19 protein-coding genes are annotated in these 18,502 nt (G+C 73.5%); 9 read left to right on the top strand and 10 right to left on the bottom strand.

Annotated elements, in window-relative coordinates:
* Positions 1–58: 58 nt before the first annotated feature.
* Both AB0I79_RS42260 and AB0I79_RS42255 read right to left on the bottom strand, forming a co-directional pair.
* Complete coding sequence (locus AB0I79_RS42260) at positions 59–961, bottom strand: ABC transporter ATP-binding protein (protein WP_357885809.1); 903 nt, start codon at positions 959–961, stop codon at positions 59–61.
* On the bottom strand, positions 958–1,587 hold the full coding sequence (locus tag AB0I79_RS42255; protein ID WP_357885807.1) for a helix-turn-helix domain-containing protein: 630 nt from the start codon (positions 1,585–1,587) through the stop codon (positions 958–960). Before AB0I79_RS42255 ends, AB0I79_RS42260 begins: the two co-directional genes overlap by 4 nt.
* A gap of 144 nt (positions 1,588–1,731) precedes the next feature.
* Between AB0I79_RS42255 and manA the strand changes: the two genes are divergently transcribed.
* Both manA and AB0I79_RS42245 read left to right on the top strand, forming a co-directional pair.
* Positions 1,732–2,904 carry a mannose-6-phosphate isomerase, class I gene (gene manA, locus AB0I79_RS42250; protein ID WP_357885805.1) on the top strand — a complete coding sequence of 391 codons (1,173 nt, stop codon included), beginning with the start codon at positions 1,732–1,734 and terminating at the stop codon, positions 2,902–2,904.
* Between the two features lie 61 nt (positions 2,905–2,965).
* Entirely contained in the window at positions 2,966–3,655 is a 690-nt protein-coding gene (locus AB0I79_RS42245) for a flavin reductase family protein (RefSeq protein ID WP_357885803.1), read from the top strand.
* Here the strand turns inward: AB0I79_RS42245 and AB0I79_RS42240 are convergent.
* Complete coding sequence (locus AB0I79_RS42240; protein WP_357885801.1) at positions 3,636–5,240, bottom strand: bifunctional NAD(P)/FAD-dependent oxidoreductase/class I SAM-dependent methyltransferase; 1,605 nt, start codon at positions 5,238–5,240, stop codon at positions 3,636–3,638. The two genes, AB0I79_RS42245 and AB0I79_RS42240, sit on opposite strands and share 20 nt — an antisense overlap.
* Positions 5,241–5,334: 94 nt before the next feature.
* Between AB0I79_RS42240 and AB0I79_RS42235 the strand changes: the two genes are divergently transcribed.
* On the top strand, positions 5,335–5,913 hold the full coding sequence (locus AB0I79_RS42235) for an XRE family transcriptional regulator (protein WP_357885799.1): 579 nt from the start codon (positions 5,335–5,337) through the stop codon (positions 5,911–5,913).
* A gap of 9 nt (positions 5,914–5,922) precedes the next feature.
* On the opposite strand, the gene sigJ is transcribed toward AB0I79_RS42235, so the two are convergent.
* From sigJ to AB0I79_RS42220, 3 genes are all read right to left on the bottom strand, one after another.
* A complete protein-coding gene (gene sigJ / locus AB0I79_RS42230; RefSeq protein ID WP_357885797.1) occupies positions 5,923–6,807 on the bottom strand; it encodes an RNA polymerase sigma factor SigJ in 885 nt (294 codons plus the stop codon).
* 68 nt (positions 6,808–6,875) lie between these two features.
* Entirely contained in the window at positions 6,876–8,264 is a 1,389-nt protein-coding gene (locus tag AB0I79_RS42225; RefSeq protein ID WP_357885795.1) for an amino acid permease, read from the bottom strand.
* A 139-nt stretch (positions 8,265–8,403) separates the two neighbouring features.
* Positions 8,404–8,976 carry a CGNR zinc finger domain-containing protein gene (locus AB0I79_RS42220; RefSeq protein WP_357885794.1) on the bottom strand — a complete coding sequence of 191 codons (573 nt, stop codon included), beginning with the start codon at positions 8,974–8,976 and terminating at the stop codon, positions 8,404–8,406.
* Positions 8,977–9,050: 74 nt separating this feature from the next.
* On the opposite strand from AB0I79_RS42220, the gene AB0I79_RS42215 reads away from it, so the two are divergent.
* Positions 9,051–10,274 carry an MFS transporter gene (locus tag AB0I79_RS42215; RefSeq protein ID WP_357885792.1) on the top strand — a complete coding sequence of 408 codons (1,224 nt, stop codon included), beginning with the start codon at positions 9,051–9,053 and terminating at the stop codon, positions 10,272–10,274.
* Positions 10,275–10,335: 61 nt separating this feature from the next.
* On the top strand, positions 10,336–10,932 hold the full coding sequence (locus AB0I79_RS42210; protein ID WP_357885790.1) for a TetR/AcrR family transcriptional regulator: 597 nt from the start codon (positions 10,336–10,338) through the stop codon (positions 10,930–10,932).
* 14 nt (positions 10,933–10,946) lie between these two features.
* On the opposite strand, the gene AB0I79_RS42205 is transcribed toward AB0I79_RS42210, so the two are convergent.
* Positions 10,947–11,615 carry a TetR/AcrR family transcriptional regulator gene (locus AB0I79_RS42205; protein WP_357885788.1) on the bottom strand — a complete coding sequence of 223 codons (669 nt, stop codon included), beginning with the start codon at positions 11,613–11,615 and terminating at the stop codon, positions 10,947–10,949.
* A gap of 76 nt (positions 11,616–11,691) precedes the next feature.
* Here AB0I79_RS42205 and AB0I79_RS42200 point away from each other — a divergent pair, with 76 nt between their 5' ends.
* From AB0I79_RS42200 to AB0I79_RS42190, 3 genes are all read left to right on the top strand, one after another.
* Complete coding sequence (locus AB0I79_RS42200) at positions 11,692–12,657, top strand: MBL fold metallo-hydrolase (protein ID WP_357885786.1); 966 nt, start codon at positions 11,692–11,694, stop codon at positions 12,655–12,657.
* Positions 12,658–12,719: 62 nt separating this feature from the next.
* Complete coding sequence (locus AB0I79_RS42195; protein WP_357885784.1) at positions 12,720–13,511, top strand: maleylpyruvate isomerase family mycothiol-dependent enzyme; 792 nt, start codon at positions 12,720–12,722, stop codon at positions 13,509–13,511.
* Positions 13,512–13,691: 180 nt separating this feature from the next.
* Positions 13,692–14,459 (top strand): alpha/beta hydrolase, encoded by a 768-nt coding sequence (locus AB0I79_RS42190; protein WP_357885782.1) that lies wholly within the window; start codon positions 13,692–13,694, stop codon positions 14,457–14,459.
* A gap of 124 nt (positions 14,460–14,583) precedes the next feature.
* Here AB0I79_RS42190 and AB0I79_RS42185 read toward each other — a convergent pair whose 3' ends face one another.
* The 3 genes from AB0I79_RS42185 to AB0I79_RS42175 all read right to left on the bottom strand — a co-directional run bounded on the left by AB0I79_RS42185 (position 14,584) and on the right by AB0I79_RS42175 (position 16,957).
* A complete protein-coding gene (locus AB0I79_RS42185; RefSeq protein WP_357885780.1) occupies positions 14,584–15,753 on the bottom strand; it encodes a phospholipase D-like domain-containing protein in 1,170 nt (389 codons plus the stop codon).
* Between the two features lie 131 nt (positions 15,754–15,884).
* Complete coding sequence (locus AB0I79_RS42180) at positions 15,885–16,172, bottom strand: hypothetical protein (protein WP_357885778.1); 288 nt, start codon at positions 16,170–16,172, stop codon at positions 15,885–15,887.
* Complete coding sequence (locus AB0I79_RS42175; RefSeq protein ID WP_357885776.1) at positions 16,157–16,957, bottom strand: SDR family oxidoreductase; 801 nt, start codon at positions 16,955–16,957, stop codon at positions 16,157–16,159. Before AB0I79_RS42175 ends, AB0I79_RS42180 begins: the two co-directional genes overlap by 16 nt.
* A 147-nt stretch (positions 16,958–17,104) precedes the next feature.
* Between AB0I79_RS42175 and AB0I79_RS42170 the strand changes: the two genes are divergently transcribed.
* On the top strand, positions 17,105–18,499 hold the full coding sequence (locus AB0I79_RS42170) for a family 2B encapsulin nanocompartment shell protein (RefSeq protein ID WP_357885774.1): 1,395 nt from the start codon (positions 17,105–17,107) through the stop codon (positions 18,497–18,499).
* Positions 18,500–18,502 lie beyond the last annotated feature (3 nt).

Genomic DNA, 18,502 nt, shown 5'->3' with positions numbered 1-18,502 from the left:
GCGCAACCGCTGAGCCATCGGGTCCCGGCCCGTGCGCGCGCCCGCTGAGCCGCCGGTCTCAGCCTGCCCGCGCGGCGGTCCTGTCGTAGTGACGCAGGAACAGCTCCTCCAGCGTCGGCGGCCGGCTCACCAGGCCGCGCACGCCCGCGGCCGTGAGCCGGCGCAGCACCGGGTCCAGCTCCGCCGTGTCCACGGTGAACCGGACCCGGCTGCCCGCGGTGCTCAGGTCGTGCACGCCCGGCAGGCCCGCCAGCCCGTCGGCCGGCCCTGCCAGGTCGGCCTCGATCGAGGTGCGGGTCAGGTGGCGCAGCCCGGCCAGCGTGCCGGTCTCCACCGTGCGGCCGTCGCGGACGATCGTCACCCGGTCGCACAGCGCCTCGACCTCGGCCAGGATGTGGCTCGACAGCAGCACCGTACGGTCGCCGCGGCGCTGCTCCTGCCTGACGCAGTCCCGGAACACCTCCTCCATCAGCGGGTCGAGACCGGAGGTGGGCTCGTCCAGGATCAGCAGCTCCGCGTCGCAGGCCAGCGCCGCCACCAGCGCCACCTTCTGCCGGTTGCCCTTGGAGTAGGTGCGCGCCTTCTTGCGCGGGTCGAGGTCGAAGCGCTCCAGCAGCTCGGCCCTGCGCCGCCGGTCCAGCCCGCCGCGCAGCCGGCCGAGCAGGTCGATGGTCTCGCCGCCGGTCAGGCCCGGCCACAGCGTCACGTCGCCGGGCACGTACGCCAGGCGCCGGTGCAGCTCGGCCGCCTCCCTCCACGGGTCGCCGCCGAGCAGCCTGGCGGTGCCGCCGTCGGCGCGCATCATGCCGAGCAGGATCCGGATCGTGGTGCTCTTGCCCGCGCCGTTCGGCCCCAGGAAGCCGTGCACCTCGCCCGCCCGCACGGTGAGGTCGAGCCCGTCGAGCGCGCTGGTGCGCCCGAACCGCTTGCGCAGCCCGGAGACGGTGATGGCGTCGGTCATGAGGTGCTCCGTTCGCGTCGATCGAGGGCGGCGCGGGCCTCCGCGGCCTCTTCGGGGGTGAGCAGCGGATGGGAGTAGACGTACAGCAGGGCCCGCAGCAGCTCGTGCTGTCCTTCTGTGCTCTCCAGCGACACGCCCAGGCCGCGCTCGACGTGCTTCGTCAGCACGCTGAACGACAGCGCCATCGCGGCGATCACCGTCGCGCGCGCCCGCGGGCCGACGCCGGGCGGATCCGGCAGGCGCCGGTCGGCCTCTTCGAGCCACTGCACGCCGATGCGCACCATCTCGTCGAAGAACGGCGCCGCCGACCCCTCGGTCAGCGCCCGCGCCAGGTAGTCGCGGTAGGGGCCCATGGCCGCGACGGGATTGAGCCCGCCCAGCGGCCGGCTCGCGGCCTCCTCGTGCAGCCGGTGCATGATCTTCATCAGGTGCTCGTCGCACGCCTCGCGCAGCGCCTGCTTGGAGCCGAAGTGGTGGCGCACCAGGCCCAGGGACACGCCCGCGGTCTCGGCGATGCCGCGGATCGTGGCCCGCTCGAAGCCGTGCTCGCCGAAGTGGCGCAGCGCCGCGTCCCTGATGCGGGCGCGGGCCGTGAGGTCCTCGGGATCCGGCGCGGTCGTCGTCACCCCGCCCCTCCTGTTCGCTCGTACAGTGAACTGTTCTGACGAAAAGCAAACTATACCCACGTATAGTCGCCCGTCCAGCACCCGGCCACACGCACGTCACCGCCACGTTCTACGCTCCACACGACGACGATTGGAGCCACCGCCGTGCCACACGCCACGCCCATGCGCCTGGCCACCACCATCCGCCCCTACGACTGGGGGTCGGTCACCGCCCTGCCCGAACTGTTCGGCACCGAGCCGACCGGCGAGCCGCAGGCCGAGCTCTGGATGGGCGCCCATCCCGGAGCCCCCTCCACCGCCGGCGGCGTCCCGCTGAACGAGCTCATCGCCCGCGACCCCGCCGCCACCCTCGGCGAGCGCTGCGCCGGGCGGTTCGGCCCCGTCCTGCCCTACCTGCTGAAGGTGCTGGCCATCGAGCGGCCGCTCTCCCTCCAGGTCCACCCCACGACCGCGCAGGCCGAGGCCGGGTACGCCGACGAGAACGCCCGCGGGATCCCGCTGGACGACTTCGCCCGCACCTACAAGGACGCCTCGCACAAGCCCGAGATGGTCTGCGCCCTCACCCCGTTCCACGGGTTGTGCGGCTTCCGCTCCCCCGAGGCCGCCGCCGGCCTGCTCGACCGGCTCGGCGTGCCCGGCCTCAACCCCTGGAGCGAGACCCTGCGCGCCGGGGAGCCGGCCCAGGCGCTGCGCACCGTGTTCGCCGCGATGCTGGACGACGCCGCGCGACCGCTGCGCGCCGAGGCCGAGGCGGCCCTGCTGGAGTCGCCGGACCCCGGCCTGGCCGCCTACGCCGGCATCGCCCGCGCCTACCCCGGCGACCCCGGCATCGTGGCCGCGCTCCTCCTGCACCACGTCACGCTGCGGCCCGGCGAGGCGCTCTACCTGGGCGCCGGCGTGCCGCACGCCTACCTCGGCGGCATCGGGGTGGAGATCATGGCCAACTCCGACAACGTGCTGCGCTGCGGGCTCACCTCCAAGCACGTGGACGTGCCGGAGCTCATGCGCGTCGTGGACTTCACCCCGTCCGACCCGCACCGCGTCGAGCCGGTGGCCGACGGCTCGGGCGCCTACGGCTACCGGCCGCCCGCCCCCGAGTTCGCCCTCACCCGGTACGAGCTGACCGGGGCCGGCGCCCACACCCTGCCGGGCGGTGTGCCGGGGATCGTGCTCTGCGTCGAGGGCGAGGCCAGGCTCGGCGACGACCTGACGCTACGGCCGGGACAGTCCGCCTTCGTCCCGGCCGCCGTCCCTTCGACGCGGGTTTCCGGAAAGGGCACGGTTTATCTCGCCCAGCCCGGCGCCTTTACAAAGTAGATCACCGAGGGGCGGGAACGTTTCGACCGCCGGTTGAACGTCCCGTCCCTAGGCTGCGGCCGTGACTGACCCCGCGATCGACCACGTGACCATCGAGCCCAGCGTCCTGTACTTCGGCACCCCTGTCGCGCTGCTCTCGACCGAGAACCCGGACGGCACCTTCAACCTCGCCCCCATGTCGTCGGCCTGGGCCCTGGACAAGGTGATCGTGCTCGGGCTGGGCGAGGAGGGACAGAGCGCCCGCAACCTCGCCGAACGGCCCGAGCTGGTGATCAACCTGCCCGCCCCGCACCAGTGGGAGGCGGTGGAGCGCCTGGCTCCGCTGACCGGCCGCCACCCCGTACCGGCCACGAAGCACGCCGGGTGCCGCTTCGAGCCCGACAAGTTCGGCGCCGCCGGCCTGCGTCCCGAACCGTCCGACGGGGTGCGGCCGCCGCGGGTGGCCGAGTGCCCCCTGCAGTTCGAGGCGCGGGCGCAGCGCGTGCGCCAGGACGTCTCCGCCTCGTTCGTCATCGTCGAGGCCGTCGTCACCCGGGTGCACGCCGACCCCCGCCTCGTCGTGCCGGGGACCCAGCACGTGGACCCGGCCGCGTGGAGCCCGCTCATCTACAACTTCCGCCACTACTTCGGCCTCGGCCCCCAGCTCGGCCACTCCTACCGCAGCCAGACCCCTGCGCCAGCACTCGACACGGCACTAGACACAGCACCCGACACAGCACCCGACACAGCGCTCAACACCGCCGGATCATGAGCACGTTGTCCGTGCGGGTCGTCGGCCGGCCGTCGGGGCCGTTCTGGGTGCGCTCGAACTCCTCGCTGCGCAGCACCTCCCACTCCCCCTCCGCCGGCTCCAGGGAGTCGAACACCTCCTGCGGCGTGGGGAAGTGCATGTCCGGGTGGTCGTGCTGCTGCCAGGCCGGCCAGCCGGCGTGCCCGGCGACCAGCAGCACCCCGCCGGGCGCGACCGCGGCGGCGGCCCTGCGCAGGATCTGCTCGCGCGGCATGTCCTTGCTGGAGTGCAGGTAGCAGGCGGTGACGAGGTCGTAGGCGCCTTCGGGGAACGACTGCGCGAGGTCGTGCCGCTGCCAGTCGATCTGCTTGGCCACGCCCGCCTCCTCGGCGTGGCGGGCGGCGCGGCGCAGCGCGACGCCGGAGATGTCGGCGGCGGTGACCCGCCAGCCCTTGCGGGCCAGCCAGATGGCGTCGCCGCCCTCGCCGCTGCCCAGGTCGAGCGCGGTGCCCGGCGGCAGGGCGGAGACCTCGCGGACGAGCGCGGCGTTGGGCTCGCCGCTCCAGATCTTCTCGCTCTGGCGGTAGCGGCCGTCCCAGAACTCCTCGTCCGTCACCTCGCCGGGGATGTGCCCCGGCGGGGCCGCCGCGATCGCGGCGCGGCGGGCGGCCACGGCGGCGCGGGCCTCCTCGGCGACCAGGTCGGCGTTGATGGCCGCGCCGGCCCGCACGCCCGCCGCCGAGGCGCTGACGACCTGGTCGACCACGTTGTTCACGTTGCCCGCCACGTACACGCCCGGCACGCCGGTCTTGCCCATGGGGTCGGCCGGGATGTACGTGCCGATGACGAACCCGTTCATCTCCTGGTCGGCCGTCTCCAGCCCGAGCCCTTCGAGCCCGTCCAGCCGGGCGTTCAGGCGGGTGCCGACGGCCAGCGCCTGCCGCGGCACCTCCCTGCCGCCGGCCAGCCGCACGCCCGCCAGGCGGTCACCGGTCACCACGACCCCGGTCACCTCGCCCTCGACCACGGTGACGCCCCTGGCGGCGAGCTGCTCGCGGGCCTCCTCCCCCGGCTCGGGGGCCGTGTGCAGGAAGAGGATCACGTCGTCGCTCCACTGCCGCCACAGCAGGGCCTGGTGCGTGGCCAGCGGGCTGGTGGCCACGACGCCGATGGCCTGGTCGCGGGCCTCCCAGCCGTGGCAGTACGGGCAGTGCAGCACCTCGCGGCCCCACCGCTCTGCCAGCCCCGGCACCGGCGGCAGCTCGTCCACCAGGCCGGTGGCCACCAGCAGCCGGTCCGCCTCGACCGCGGAGCCGTCCGCCAGGCCCACGCGGAAGCGCCCGTCGCCGAGCCGCTCCGCGGCGGTGACGGTGCCCGTCACGATCTGCCCGCCGTACCCGGTCACCTCCGCGCGGCCGGTGGCCAGCAGCTCGCGGGGCGGCACGCCCTCGTGGCCCAGGAGCACGTGCACGCCCTGCGCCGGGGCGTTCCTGGGCTGTCCCGAGTCGATCACCAGCACCTTGCGGCGCGCCCGGGACAGCGCGAGGGCCCCGCTCAGCCCGGCGGCCCCGCCGCCGATCACCACTACGTCGTATGTCGCGTCCATGCGCGGCTCCTCTCGCTCGTTCACTGCAGCGCCACTGTGCGCCAGCCGCGCCCCGGTTGACAAACTTCCTTGCTGAAATGGCAAAGTAGGGCGGGTGGAACTCGAGGTGGTGCTGCAGGCGGTCGGCCCGCGGCTGCGGGCGATGCGCCAGGAGCGGGGCACGACGCTGGCGGAGCTGTCGAAGAGCACCGGCATCTCGGTCAGCACCCTGTCGCGGCTGGAGTCCGGCGGGCGCAAGCCCACGCTGGAGCTGATGCTGCTGCTGGCCGACGCCTTTCAGGTGCAGCTCGACGAGCTGATCGACGCCCCGGTGACGGGTGACCCGCGGGTGCACATGCGGCCGCTCAAGCGGCACGGCATGACGTACGTCCCGCTGAGCCGACGGCCCGGCGGGCTGCAGGCGTTCAAGCAGATCTACCCGCCGGGGTGGCCGGGCTACGAGCCGGAGCAGCAGGTCCACGAGGGTTACGAGTGGCTGTACGTGCTCTCAGGGCGGTTGCGCCTGCTGCTCGGCAAGCATCACGTGGTGCTGGGGGCGGGCGAGGTGGCCGAGTTCGACACCCGCACGCCGCACGCGTTCGTCAACGAGGCCGACGAGCCCACCGAGGTGCTGGCGCTTTTCGGCCCGCAGGGCGAGCGCATGCACGTGCGGGCCCGCCCCGCCGCCAAGTGACGCCCCGGCTCAGTCGCCGAGCACCGCCAGGTCGAGCTCGGCCAGCCGCTCCGGGTCGGCGAGGATGTCGATCTCGACGATGCGGCCGTCCGTGATCGTGAAGCTCATGACCGCCGACGGCCTGCCGTCCACGGTGTTGACCACCCCGGCCAGTCCGTTGACCAGCGCCGAGTGCGCGGTGGACGGCGAGTAGCGGCGGAACGTCAGCGCCTGGCCGGCGACGTTCGCCGCGCCGCGGACCTCCGCCAGGCCGCCGGTCAGCGCGCCGGCGTCGGCACGCAGCACCACGTCGGGGTCGAGCACGGCCACCAGCGCCGCGAAGTCGCCGCGGTGCGCGGCCGCGATGAACGCCTCGACGATCTCCCGCTGCCTGGACAGGTCGGGGTCGGGCACCGGCGCGGCGCCGCGTACCCGCCGCCTGGCCCTGCTGGCGAGCTGCCTGGCCGTGGCCGGGGAGCGCCCGACGAGCGGCGCGATCTCCTCGAACGGCACCGCGAACATGTCGTGCAGCACGAACGCCAGCCGCTCGGCCGGGGTGAGCGACTCCAGCACCACCAGCAGCGCCAGCCCGACGGAGTCGGCCAGCAGCGCCGCCTGCTCGGGGTCGGGCCCGGAGGCGGGGCTCACCACGGGGTCGGGCATGCGCGCCTCCAGCGACTCCTCGCGGCGCGAGGTGCGGGCGCGCAGCATGTCGAGGCACACCCGGCCGACGACCGTGGTCAGCCAGCCGGCCAGGTTCTCCACGTCGCCGGGGCCGGTGCGGCTCAGCCGCAGCCACGCCTCCTGAACGGCGTCCTCGGCCTCGCTGAGCGAGCCCAGCATCCGGTACGCCACCGCCTTCAGGTGCCCCCGGTGCGCCTCGAACCGGCCTGCCAGGAATTCACGATCGTTCATCGGGCCTCGTCTCGCTGTCGTCCGTCCGTCACCACACTGACGTTCGCGGGCGGCCCGATGTGACGCGCTCACTCCAGCGCGGAGTGCCGCTTGCTGTAGGCGAAGTAGACGATCAGCCCGAGCAGGAACCAGGCGGCGAAGCGCAGCCACGTCACCGGCGCGAGGAAGGTGATCAGCCAGATCGAGAACAGCACCCCCACGGCCGGCACCACGGGCATCCACGGCGTGCGGAACGAGCGCGGCAGGTCCGGCTGCCGGTAGCGCAGCACGATCACCGCCACGCACACCACCACGAACGCCAGCAGGATGCCGATGTTCGTCAGCTCGGCCGCCTCCTGGATGGGCAGGAACCCGGCGATCAGCGCCGAGGCGACGCCCACGATCCAGGTGACGCGCGTGGGCACCCTGCGCACGGGGTGCAGCCTGGCGAACCAGGCCGGCAGCAGCCCGTCCCTGCTCATCGAGAACCAGACCCGGGTGACGCCGAGCATGAACGTGAACATGACGGTGAGGATGCCGACGATGGCGCCCACCGCGATGACCGTCGCCAGGCCCGACAGCCCGGCGGCGGCGAAGGCCGAGGAGAAGCCGCTCTCCGGGTCGATCTCCCGGTAGTTCTGCATGCCGGTCAGGACGAGGCAGGCCAGCACGTACAGGACCATGGAGATGACCAGCGAGTAGATGATCGCCTTGGGCATGTGCCGCGTCGCGTCGCGCGACTCCTCGGCCGCGGTGCTCATCGCGTCGTAGCCGAACACCGCGAAGAACACGGTGGCGGCGCCGGTGATGGCGCCGCCGACCCCGAACGGGAAGAACGGCGTGTAGTTGGCGGTGTTGATGTAGAAGAAGCCGACCACGATGACCAGCAGCACGACCGCGACCTTGATCGCCACCACGAACGTCTCGAACCTGGCCGCCGCGCGGATCCCGAGGTTCAGCAGCGCCGCGATGAGCAGGCACAGCACCGCCGCGAACAGGTCCACCACGTGCCCGGGCCCGGTGCCGGGCGCGCCGAGCGACCAGGCGGGCAGCGTGATGCCGAGGTGCTGGAGCAGGAAACCGAAGTAGCCGGAGATGCCGATGGCCACGACCGCGACGATCGCGGTGTACTCCAGAAGCAGGTCCCAGCCGATGAACCAGCCGACGATCTCCCCCAGCACCGCGTACCCGTAGGTGTAGGCCGAGCCGGCCTTCGGGATCAGGCCGGCGAACTCGGCGTAGGAGAGCGCGGCGGCGGCGCTGGCGATGCCCGCGATGAGGAACGACACGAGCACGGCCGGGCCCGCGCTCTCGTGGGCGACCGCGCCGGCCAGGGCGAAGATGCCCGCGCCGATGATGCCGCCCACGCCGATGGCGGTGAGCTGCCACAGCCCGAGCGACCTGGACAGCTCCCCCTCGTGCTCCGTGGCGATCTGCGCCACCGGCTTGCGCCGGAAGACGCTGCGCGAAGTGACCATGACGCCCCCACTGCCGATGTCCGCTCCGTGGGTGCGACCTTCCCTTCCGGACGGCGGTTAACCTGCGGCGCGCTGCCCGAGGACGTTCTTTGGATCTTGCCGGTGAAGGTCTTGGGCAGCGCTCCGGAAGACGACCGCCTCAGCCGGAGTGGCGGGCGGTCGAGCGGGCGCGGAAGGCCGCCGCCTTCATCCGGCTCTGGCAGGAGCGGGAGCAGAACTGGCGCACCCCGTTGCGGGAGGCGTCCACGTACACGCGGTCGCACTGCCTGGCCTGGCAGACCCCGAGGCGCCCGCCGAGGTCGCTGCCGATGGCCAGCGTCAGCGCGGAGGCGATGCCCGCGCTCCACCCCACGGCGAGGCTGTCGTCGGCGCCGTGGAAGTGGACCTGCCACGGCTCGCCGGGAGCGCGGTCGAGCTGGGGCCGCGCGCCGGTGCTGATGACGAGCGCGTTGACGACGGCGGCGGCGTCGTCCTCCCGCCGGGCGTCCATGGCCTCGAACACGCGCCGGACCTTGAGCGTGGTCCCGGCCAGGTAGAGAGCCTCCTCCATGGACACCGTCACGTTGCCCGGCAGCACGGCGCGGATCATGTCCGGCAGCGAGTCGCCCTTGGGCGCGACGTAGGGCTTGCCGCGGTCGCCGCCGTCGGTCAGCACGTTCACGAGCGATACCGCGGTGTCGAGCAGGATCGCCACGTGACTATCGAACAACACTTGACTGGTCACTCCTTCCGCCCTAGTGTCCGTGACTGACGTTATCAGGTTCGTCGGTCACATGGGAGGTGAACGTGCCGATCACCAGGGGTGCGGGGCGCTTGCCGCGTACGGTGTGGTGGCTCGTCCTGGCACGGGCGGTCAACCGGCTGGGAGCCTTCTCCATCGGGTTCCTCACCGTCCTGATCACCAGCGACTTCGGGGTGGGCGTGGTCGCCGCCGGGGCGATCTCCGCCGCCTTCGGCCTGGCCACGATCCCCTCGCGGCTGCTGGGCGGCGTACTGGCCGACCGGTTCGGCCGCCGCCGCACGATCGTCGCCGGGCTGGCGGGGTGCGCGCTGGCGCAGGCGGGCATCGCGGTCTCCGGCTCCGTGGCGATGGTCGCGGTGTTCGCCGTCCTGCTCGGGCTGGTCTTCGAGATCTACGAGCCGCCGTCGCAGGCGATGATCGCCGACGCGGTACGGCCCGCCCAGCAGGCGCAGGCGTTCAGCCTGTTCAACACGGCTCTGGCGGTGGGCGGCATGGGCGCCGGCCTGATCGCCGCGGGCCTGGGCCGGTGGGACCTGCGCTGGCTGTTCGTCGCGGACGCCGTGAGCTGCCTGATCTGCGCGGCCGTGATCCGCCTCGTGCTGCCCGCCGATCCGCCGCCTGCCGCCCGCCCGGCCGGGGGGCAGGCGGCCGGCAGGGGGTCGGCCTGGCGCGACCGCAGGCTCCTCGCGCTCCTGCTCTCCGGCACGCTCTTCGCGGTGATCTTCATGCAGGTCGGGATGGCGATGCCGCTGGCCCTGGTACGGCGCGGGCTGGAGGCGGCCGACGCCGGGCTGCTGTCGGCCGTCTCGGCCGTCGTGATGGTGCTCTGCCAGCCGCTGCTGCGGTGGACGGCCGGGCTGTCCCACCATGCGGCGATGACGTCCGGCTACCTGCTGCTCGCCACGGGGCTGGCCGGCTACGCCGCCGCGGACGGGCTGCCGGGCCACCTCGCCGCCACGGTGGTGTGGAGCGCCGGTGACGTGCTGATGTTCGGGCGCAGCTACGCCCTCGTCGTCGATATCGCGCCCCGGGACGCGCGGGGGCGTTACCTGTCGGTCTTCGGCACCTGCTGGGGTTTCGCCACCGTCCTGGCGCCTCTTTGCGGCACGCAACTGCTGGAGCGCGCCGGACCGGGAGGTCTGTGGGGCGGGCTGGCTCTCGCGTGCCTGCTGCTGGCCGCGGCGCAGCTCACCGTGATCAGGCCCTTGCTGCGCAGGCAGGGCAGCGCGCAGGACTCCTGCGCTATAGTGGGCGTAGGCCCACAATAGTGGGCATGCGCCCGTTCGTCAAGGCGGGCGGCGTCGTCCAGGGGCCGGAAGAGGATCGACCATGCCGACAGGGGTGCACCTGCGCGACCCGCGGGACCAGCTCTTCGCCGCGGCCGAGCAGGTCCTGCGGCAGGGCGGCCCGGACGCGCTGACCAGCCGGGCGGTGACCACGCAGGCCGGCTGCGCCAAGGGGGTCCTGCACCGGCACTTCGAGTCCTTCGACGCCTTTCTCGCCGAGTTCGTGCTCGACCGCATCGGCCTGATGCAGGCCCAGGGCGCCGTCCTGCGGGATTCCGCCGGGACGGGCACCGTGGTCGACAACCTCTCCGACGCCTTGATCAAGCTCTTCGACCCGGTCGCCGTGTCGATCGTCGCCCTGGTCACCTTCCACAACCAGGTGCGCGTCCGGCTGCGCGAGGCCAGACCGGTCGGGGGCGTCCCGGTCTTGACGGAGATGGGGATCATCCTGTCCGACTACCTCACCGCCGAGCAGGACCTCGGCCGCATCGCGGCCGGCGCCGAGGTCGACCGGCTCGCTCCCACGCTGGTGGGGGCCGCGCACCTGCTGTTCGCCGGCCTGGACGGCCTGCCGCTCTGGCCCGAGGACGTCCGCTCGGTCGTCGCCTCGGTGCTCGACGGCGCCGTGACGGCGCCGTGACGGCGCGCTGAGCGTCAGGTGGCGGAGCGCCCGGCGCGGCGCTCCGTGTGGGCGGAGCGGGGAGCCGGTCGCTCCCGCGGCGGTGGCGGCTCCTGGGCCAGGCCGTTCAGCACGGCCCGGACGACCCGGTCCGCCTCCTGGTCCACGGCCTGAGGGCCGTCGAGGTGCACGAGCCCGTCGATGAGCAGGACGGCGAGCCCGTGCAGCGCCGCCCAGACGACGAACTCCGCGCCGGCGCGCGACGGGGCGGGCAGGGTGCCCGCCTCGACGAGCCGGTCCAGCTCCGCGTCGAGGACGTCGTGCGGGTGGGGTGTGATCGCGGGTGCGGGGCCGGTCGCGCCGGCCCCGAAGGCGAGGCGGGCGACCGCAGGATCCTCCACGGCCCAGCGCACGTAGCCGCACCCCAGGGCGACCAGGCGCCGCAGCGGATCGGAACCGCGCCCGGCGGCGGCCGTGGCGGCGGCCATCCGCTCCCCCAGCCGGGCGAGGACGCACTCCGACAGGGCGTGGACGAGCGCGTCGCGCGAGGAGAAGTGGTGGTAGGCGGCGCTCGGGCTGACTCCGACCCGCGCCGAGGCCTCCCGCAGCGACCAGCCGTCGGCTCCGCGCTCGCGCACCAGCGCCTCGGCGGCGTCCAGCAGCGCGCCGCGCAGCTCTCCGTGGTGGTACCGCCGCTTGCCCATGCCCGGATCTTAACAGTGCTCAGATCGATGTTAGGCTCGCGATGCAATCTGAACGCTGATCAGATCGGAGCCTGGGATGTGCCCCACCGAACACCCGCCCGGCACGCCGAACACCACGCCGAACACCACGCCGAACACCGCGCCGGGCGCGCCCGGCCTGACCGGCGCGCCGCCACCGGTCGTGGCGGGCGAGCCGGTGCAGGTCGCCGACGGCGTCTTCGTGATCCCCGACCGGCGCGTGGAGCTGGTGCCGAACGTCGGCATCGTGGTCGGGGACGAGGCCGCGCTGGTCATCGACACCGGACTGGGCCCGCGCAACGGCGCGTACGTCCTGGAGCAGGCCCGCCGCCTGGCCGGCGACCGCCGCCTGTACCTGACCGTCACCCACTTCCATCCCGAGCACGGCTTCGGCGCGCAGGCCTTCAAGGGCGCCGCGACCATCGTCTACAACCGGGGCCAGCGCGACGAGCTGCGCCGCAAGGGCCGCGCCTACCTGGACATGTTCCGGGGGCTGGGCGCGAGCGTGGCTGCCGAGCTCGAAGGCGTGGAACTCACCGGCCCGGACCTCGTCCACGACGGCGAGGCCGAGCTCGACCTCGGCGGCCGGCTGGCGCGGCTGCGTCCCGTCGGCCCGGCGCACACCGCCTCCGACCAGGTGGTGCTCGTCGATGATCGCGTCCTGTTCGGGGGCGACCTGTTCGAGACCCGGATCTTCCCGATCACCCCGTACTTCCCGCCGCACGACGCCGACGTGGACGGCGCCGGCTGGATCGGCGTGCTCGACCGGCTCGCCGGGCTCGGCCCCGAGATCGTCGTCCCGGGGCACGGGGAGGTGACCGGCGCCTCGCTGATCACGGAGGTCCGCGACTACCTGGCCTACGTACGCGACGAGGCCGGGCGCCTGCGCGCGGCCGGTCTCTCCGCCGGCGAGGCGGCGGCGCAGATCGACCGGGAGGCCCGTGACCGCTGGGACACTTGGGAGCGGCCCGAGTGGATCGCGCTCACCGCCAGGAGCTTCTACGAGGCCGTCGCCACGGCCTGAGCGCACCGCCCTACCGAGAGCCCCGGCGGAGACGGGCTCCGTACTCACCCCTTGGAGACCAGATGACCAGCCCTGACGCGGTGATCACCGCACTTCGTACCGGACATGACTCCCTGGCCGCGACCGTGTCCTCGTTCGCCGACGACGACCTGGCCCGGCGCTCGGGCTCGGCCGAATGGGACGTCTCGGAGGTGCTCAGCCACCTCGGGAGCGGCGCCGAGATCACGCGTGCCACCCTCCGCGCCGCCCTCGACGGCGAGCCGGGTCCCGGCCGCGACTTCATGCAGCCGGTCTGGGACCGGTGGAACGCCATGACGCGCCGGCAGCGCGCCGACGGCTTCCTCCGGTCGAGCCAGGCCCTGACCGAGCTCTACGAGTCGCTCGACCAGGACACGCGGACGAGCCTGCGCATCGACCTGGGCTTCCTGCCGGAGCCGGTCGACGTGGCCACGGCCGGGCGGATGCGGCTCAGCGAGCTGACCCTGCACGCGTGGGACGTACAGGTCGCCTTCGACGAGCACGCCACCCTGGCGCCGGACGCCACCCGCGAGCTCCTGCACGGGGCGCCCGACCTCCTTGGCTGGGCCGCCAAGCCGGAATGGCTCGAAGGCCGGCGCGCGGTCGTGCACGTCACCACGACGGACCCGGCGTCGGACTTCGCGCTACGGCTGGGCGAGCGCGTCAGCGTGGACTTCGACGTTCCCGGCACGGCCGACGGCACGCTGCTGCTGCCTGCGGAGTCGTGGCTGCGACTCGTGGCGGGCCGCCTGGCGCCGCGCCACACGCCCGAGGGCGTCGCCACGACCGGCGCCGCCGACCTCGACCTGCTGCGCCGCGTCTTCCCCGGCTACTAGCCGAGCCGAGACCGTCCCGCCCCCGCCCGGTGCGGGCCGGGCAGGCCGGTCGCCGGGCCGCAGGCGTGACGCGGCGACGGCCCAGCCGATCCCCGTCGCGACCGTCCAGCATGGCGGGCAACGTGCCGGCCGGTCGCACTCGCTACTATCCGTCCTCGATCGACACGAAAGGCACGGAACATGAGCGAGCACCCCCTGTGGCCCACGACCGGCGAGGTCACCATCACCGCCTTCCCTGCGCCGGGCGGCGGCCCCGCGCCGGCGGTCGTGGTGTTGCCCGGCGGCGCCTACCACCACCTGGCCGACCACGAGGGCGCCCCGGTCGCGCGGTGGCTGAACTCGCTCGGTGTGGCGGCGTTCGTGCTGCGTTACCGGATCGCGCCGCACCGCCACCCGCTCCCCCTCCTCGACGCCGCCAGGGCGGTGCGCTGGGTGCGGCACCACGCGGAGGGCGCCGGCGTGGATCCGGCCAGGGTGGGGGTGCTGGGGTTCTCGGCGGGCGGCCACCTGGCGGGGCTGCTCGCCACCGGGACCGGCCCGATGCTGGCGGAGGGCCCGCACGACGCCGTGGACGAGGCCGATCCCCGGCCCGGGCTGGCGGTGCTGTGCTACCCCGTCACCACGCTGACCGGCCCGGCCGCGCACCGGGGGTCGGCCGAGAACCTGCTCGGCGCGGACGCCCCCGAGTCCGTACGCGAGGAGCTCTCGCTGGCGAACCGGGTGACCGGGGACACGCCGCCCGTGTTCCTGTGGCACACCGCCGACGACGAGTCCGTGCCCGTCGAGAACACCCTGTCGCTCTCCCAGGCGCTGGCCCGGCACGGCGTCGCGCAGGAGGTGCACGTGTACCCCAGCGGCAGGCACGGCCTCGGGCTGGCGGAGGAGGACCCGGTCGTGGGCGACTGGACCGCGCGGTGCGCCGCCTTCCTGCGCGGCCGGGGCTGGTGAGCCAGGTTCCCTCGGCAGGCGGCCGGCAGATCCCGCCTGGATCGTGCCGGCCGCCTGGATCGTGCCGGCCGCCGGTATCGTGCCGGCCGCCTGGATCGTGCCGGCCGCCGGGCCCGGGCGGCTGTCAGGTCTGGGAGGCGGCGGCCCGCATGCGCTCGAAGTTGGCCACGTACTGCCGGTAGACGTTCCTGTCGTTGAGCCGCAGCAGCGTCTCGTCGTTGCGGCGCAGCGAGGTCTCGTTGTAGTTGTGGCTGCCGGTCAGGACCCAGCGCGCGTCGCGGTCGCCGTCGTAGGAGCCCTCGATGAGCAGGTACTTGGAGTGGATGCGGCCGGGCAGCGCACTGCCGGAGCCGAGGGTGCTCAGCTCGATGCGCGGCTGCGCTTCCAGGACGGCCTTGACCTCGTCGGCGGCGATCCCGTACACGACCTGCACGCGGCACCCGTTGCCGGCCAGGTCGCGCAGCCGCTCGGCGATGGCGACGCGGTAGGCGTCCCACTCGGACATGCCGACCCTGATCGTGGTGCCGCGCCGGCAGGAGACCTTGCCGAGGTGGTCCACGATCGGGTCGCCGTCCGCCGTGGGGAAGAAGTGCGCGCGGGCGCTGCGCGTCTGCACGACGCGGTAGTAGTCGAGGTTCTTCCGCTCGGCGGCCAGGTCGGCGAAGTAGGAGTCGTAGGCGGCGTACAGGCGCCTGTCGCCGGTGAGGACGAGGGCGTTGTTCCAGTACGTGGTGGAGTTCAGGTCGGTCAGGTTGGCCGAGGACTGCACCACCACGTCGGAGGCCCGGCCGGCCCGCGAGAACAGGTAGAACTTGTTGTGCTGCCCCTTGTCGCCGATGCAGGCGGCGGTGCCGCCCGACATCGGGCCGGTGCACACGTGCAGCCACGAGTCGCCCGTGAGGTCGGTGCCGAGCCCGGCCGCGAGCTGGGCGGCCACGGCCGCGCCCCGCTGGTCGCCGTCGAGCACGACCCGGACCTTGACGCCGCGCCGGTGGGCTTCGAGCAGCTCGGCGGCGAACTCGGCGCCGGCCGTGCCGGACATGACGAAGTGGGCGATCTGGATGCTCGCCCCCGCGGGCGTCTGCTTGACCAGACCGCAGAGGGTCCGCACGATCGCGACCGGGTCCCCGCCGACAGGCTCGCTGAACACCGCGCCGGTCGTCACCGGTCCGGTGGGAGCGCCGGCGCAGGCGGACGACCCGGACGACTCGGCGGTGGCCGGCCCCGCTCCGGCGAGCGCGGCGGCGGCCACGGCGACTCCGGCGGCCAGGACGGACAGGGACGTGCTCGGCATGCGGGGCTCCTCCAGCGTTACGGCCAGCCTTGATCGGTGCTTCGGGACTGGTCCGAAACGAGGGTGGAGCGCCCGGTTGCGATCACGGTGACGGGCCGCGGTCAGCGCACTGAACGGTCGATGAACATCATCTACCCCGCGAGCCCCGCCGGGCCGTCCCAGGACCAGCGCGGCACCGGCAGCCCTGAGGGCACCCGCGCCCCGGGCGGCGAGCAGGAGAGCACCTCCTGGACGGCCCACTCCATGTACGCGCGCAGGCCGGCCAGCCGCTCGACGTGGTCGGCGCGCGTGCCGCGCGAGAACGGGTGCTTCAGCACCGGGTCGAGCAGGCATCGCCGGCCGTGGGCGGCGGCGAGGGCGCGGAAGGCCCGCTCACCGCCCGCGTACGCGAAGACGCTGGAGGCTAGAGCTTGCGCCACTCGCCGGAACCCAGGGCCGAGGCGCCCTGCGGGCCCATCAGCGTCATGCCGCCGTCCACGAACACCGTCGCGCCCGTGACGTACGAGGCGGCCGGCCCGGCCAGGAAGGCCACGACGGCCGCGACCTCGCGGGCGTCGCCCGGCCTGGGGATCGGGTTGCCCGGCCGGCTGCCCTCCTGCGGCGGCAGGTCCTCCTGCCCCGTCATGGGGGTGGCGATCTCGCCCGGCGCCACCGTGTTGACGGTGATGCCGTGGGCGGCCAGCTCCAGCGCCAGCACCCGGGTGAGCATGCGCAGCCCGCCCTTGGCGGCGCAGTACGGGCCCGAGCCCATCTTCGGGTACTCCTCGTGCACGCTGGTGACGTTGACGATCCGGCCGCCCCGCCCGGTGGCCACCATGCGCCTGGCCGCCCGCTGGGCGCACAGGAACGCGCCGTCGAGGTCCACGGCCAGGACCTCCCGCCAGCGCTCGTACGCCATCTCCAGCAGCGGCTCGTGGCTGCCGGTGCCCGCGTTGTTCACCAGCACGCCGAGCCCGCCCAGCTCGCCGGCCAGCTCGTCCACGACCGCGGCGGCCCGTACGGGGTCGGTCAGGTCGTGCTGCCGGATCGCGGGCGCCCGCCCGTGGTCGCGGACGAGGCGGGCGGTCTCCTCCGCGCCGTCGCGGTCGGAGCGGTAGGTGATGCCGACGTCGAAGCCCTGCTCGGCCAGCGCCACCGCGGTGGCCTTGCCGATGCCGGAGTCGGCTCCCGTGACGATGGCCACTGTGTCGTACGCGTCGTTCATGTTCCCTCCGGTTGTCGCAGGTACTGACCTGCAAGCCAGATCGGGCTCACCTGCCCGACAGCATTCCTATCGATCAAGAGACTCTACGCTGCGTGGCCATATAACTACTTTTAGTAGCGACTGCCTGCCCGACCCCCCGGAGGAAGAATGCCCACGGACCCGACGGAAACCCGGCTCAGCCTGGACACCCGGGCCGCGCGCAACCTGGCCACGACCACCAAGACCCGCCCGCAGATGCAGGCCGTCAGCTCCCGCTGGCTGCTGCGCATGCTGCCCTGGGTCGACGTGCGCGGCGGGACGTACCGGGTCAACCGGCGGCTGACGCACCGGCCGGGGCGCGGGCGCGTCGGCGTGGTGCCGGGCGGAGCCGGCGACGTGCGGATCGTGCCGGGGACGCTGACGGAGATCCCCGCACTGCGCGGCTTCGGCGACGACGGCGTGCTGACGGCCATCGCCGGCGAGTTCGCGGTGCGCGAGCTGCGGCCCGGAGACGTCGTCGCCGAGGAGGGCGATCCCGTCACCGGCGCCTGGGTGATCGCGCACGGCCGGGTCGAGCGCCTGTCCACCGGCCGGTACGGCGCCACGCAGTTCCTCGGCGTCATCGCCGACGGCGACCAGTTCGGCGACGAGGTCCTCGTCGAGGACGAGGCCCGCTGGCCGTGCACGTTCAGGGCCGCCACGCCGTGCACGGTCCTGTTCGCCCCGCGCGACGGCCTGCGGCGCGTGGCGGATCGCTCGGCCGCGCTGCGCGAGCACCTCGCCGGATACCTCGACACGCTGCGCAGGCCGGTCAACCGCCGCGGCGAGGCGGCCGTGCGCCTGTCGGCCGGTCACACCGGCGAGCCGGTCATCGACGGCACGTTCGTGGACTACGACCTGCACCCCCGCGAGTACGAGCTGAGCGTCGCCCAGACCATCCTGCGGGTCCATACCCGGGTCGCCGACCTGTTCAACGACCCGATGAACCAGATCGAGCAGCAGCTCCGCCTGACCATCCACGAGCTGCGCGAGCGCCAGGAGTCGGAGCTGCTCAACAACCGCGAGTTCGGGCTGCTCCACAACACCGACTACGACCAGCGCATCTACACCTGGTCGGGCCCGCCCACCCCCGACGACCTCGACGAGCTGATCAGCATGCGGCGCAAGACCCGGCTGCTGCTGGCCCATCCCAAGGCGATCGCCGCGTTCTTCCGCGAGTGCAACAAGCGCGGGCTGGTCGTGGGCAGCACCGAGGTGAACGGGCACGAGGTGCCGGCGTGGCGGGGCATCCCGATCTTCCCCTGCGGCAAGATCCCGATCTCGCCGCATCGCACCACGTCGATCCTGGCCCTGCGGACGGGCGAGGACGACCAGGGTGTGGTCGGGCTCTACCAGACGGGCATCCCCGAGGAGTTCGAGCCGGGGCTGAACGTGCGCTTCATGGGCATCAACGCGCAGGCCGTGATGTCGTACCTGGTCAGCGCCTACTACTCGGTGGCGATCCTGGTGCCCGACGCGATCGGGATCCTCGAGGACGTCGACGTCGCCGCCCCGCGCTCGTGACCC

The organism is Nonomuraea sp. NPDC050202 (genome assembly GCF_040656115.1).
Taxonomy (GTDB): domain Bacteria; phylum Actinomycetota; class Actinomycetes; order Streptosporangiales; family Streptosporangiaceae; genus Nonomuraea.
The sequence above is the reverse complement of the archived record's forward strand: the minus strand, read 5'-3'. Positions and strand labels throughout refer to the sequence as shown.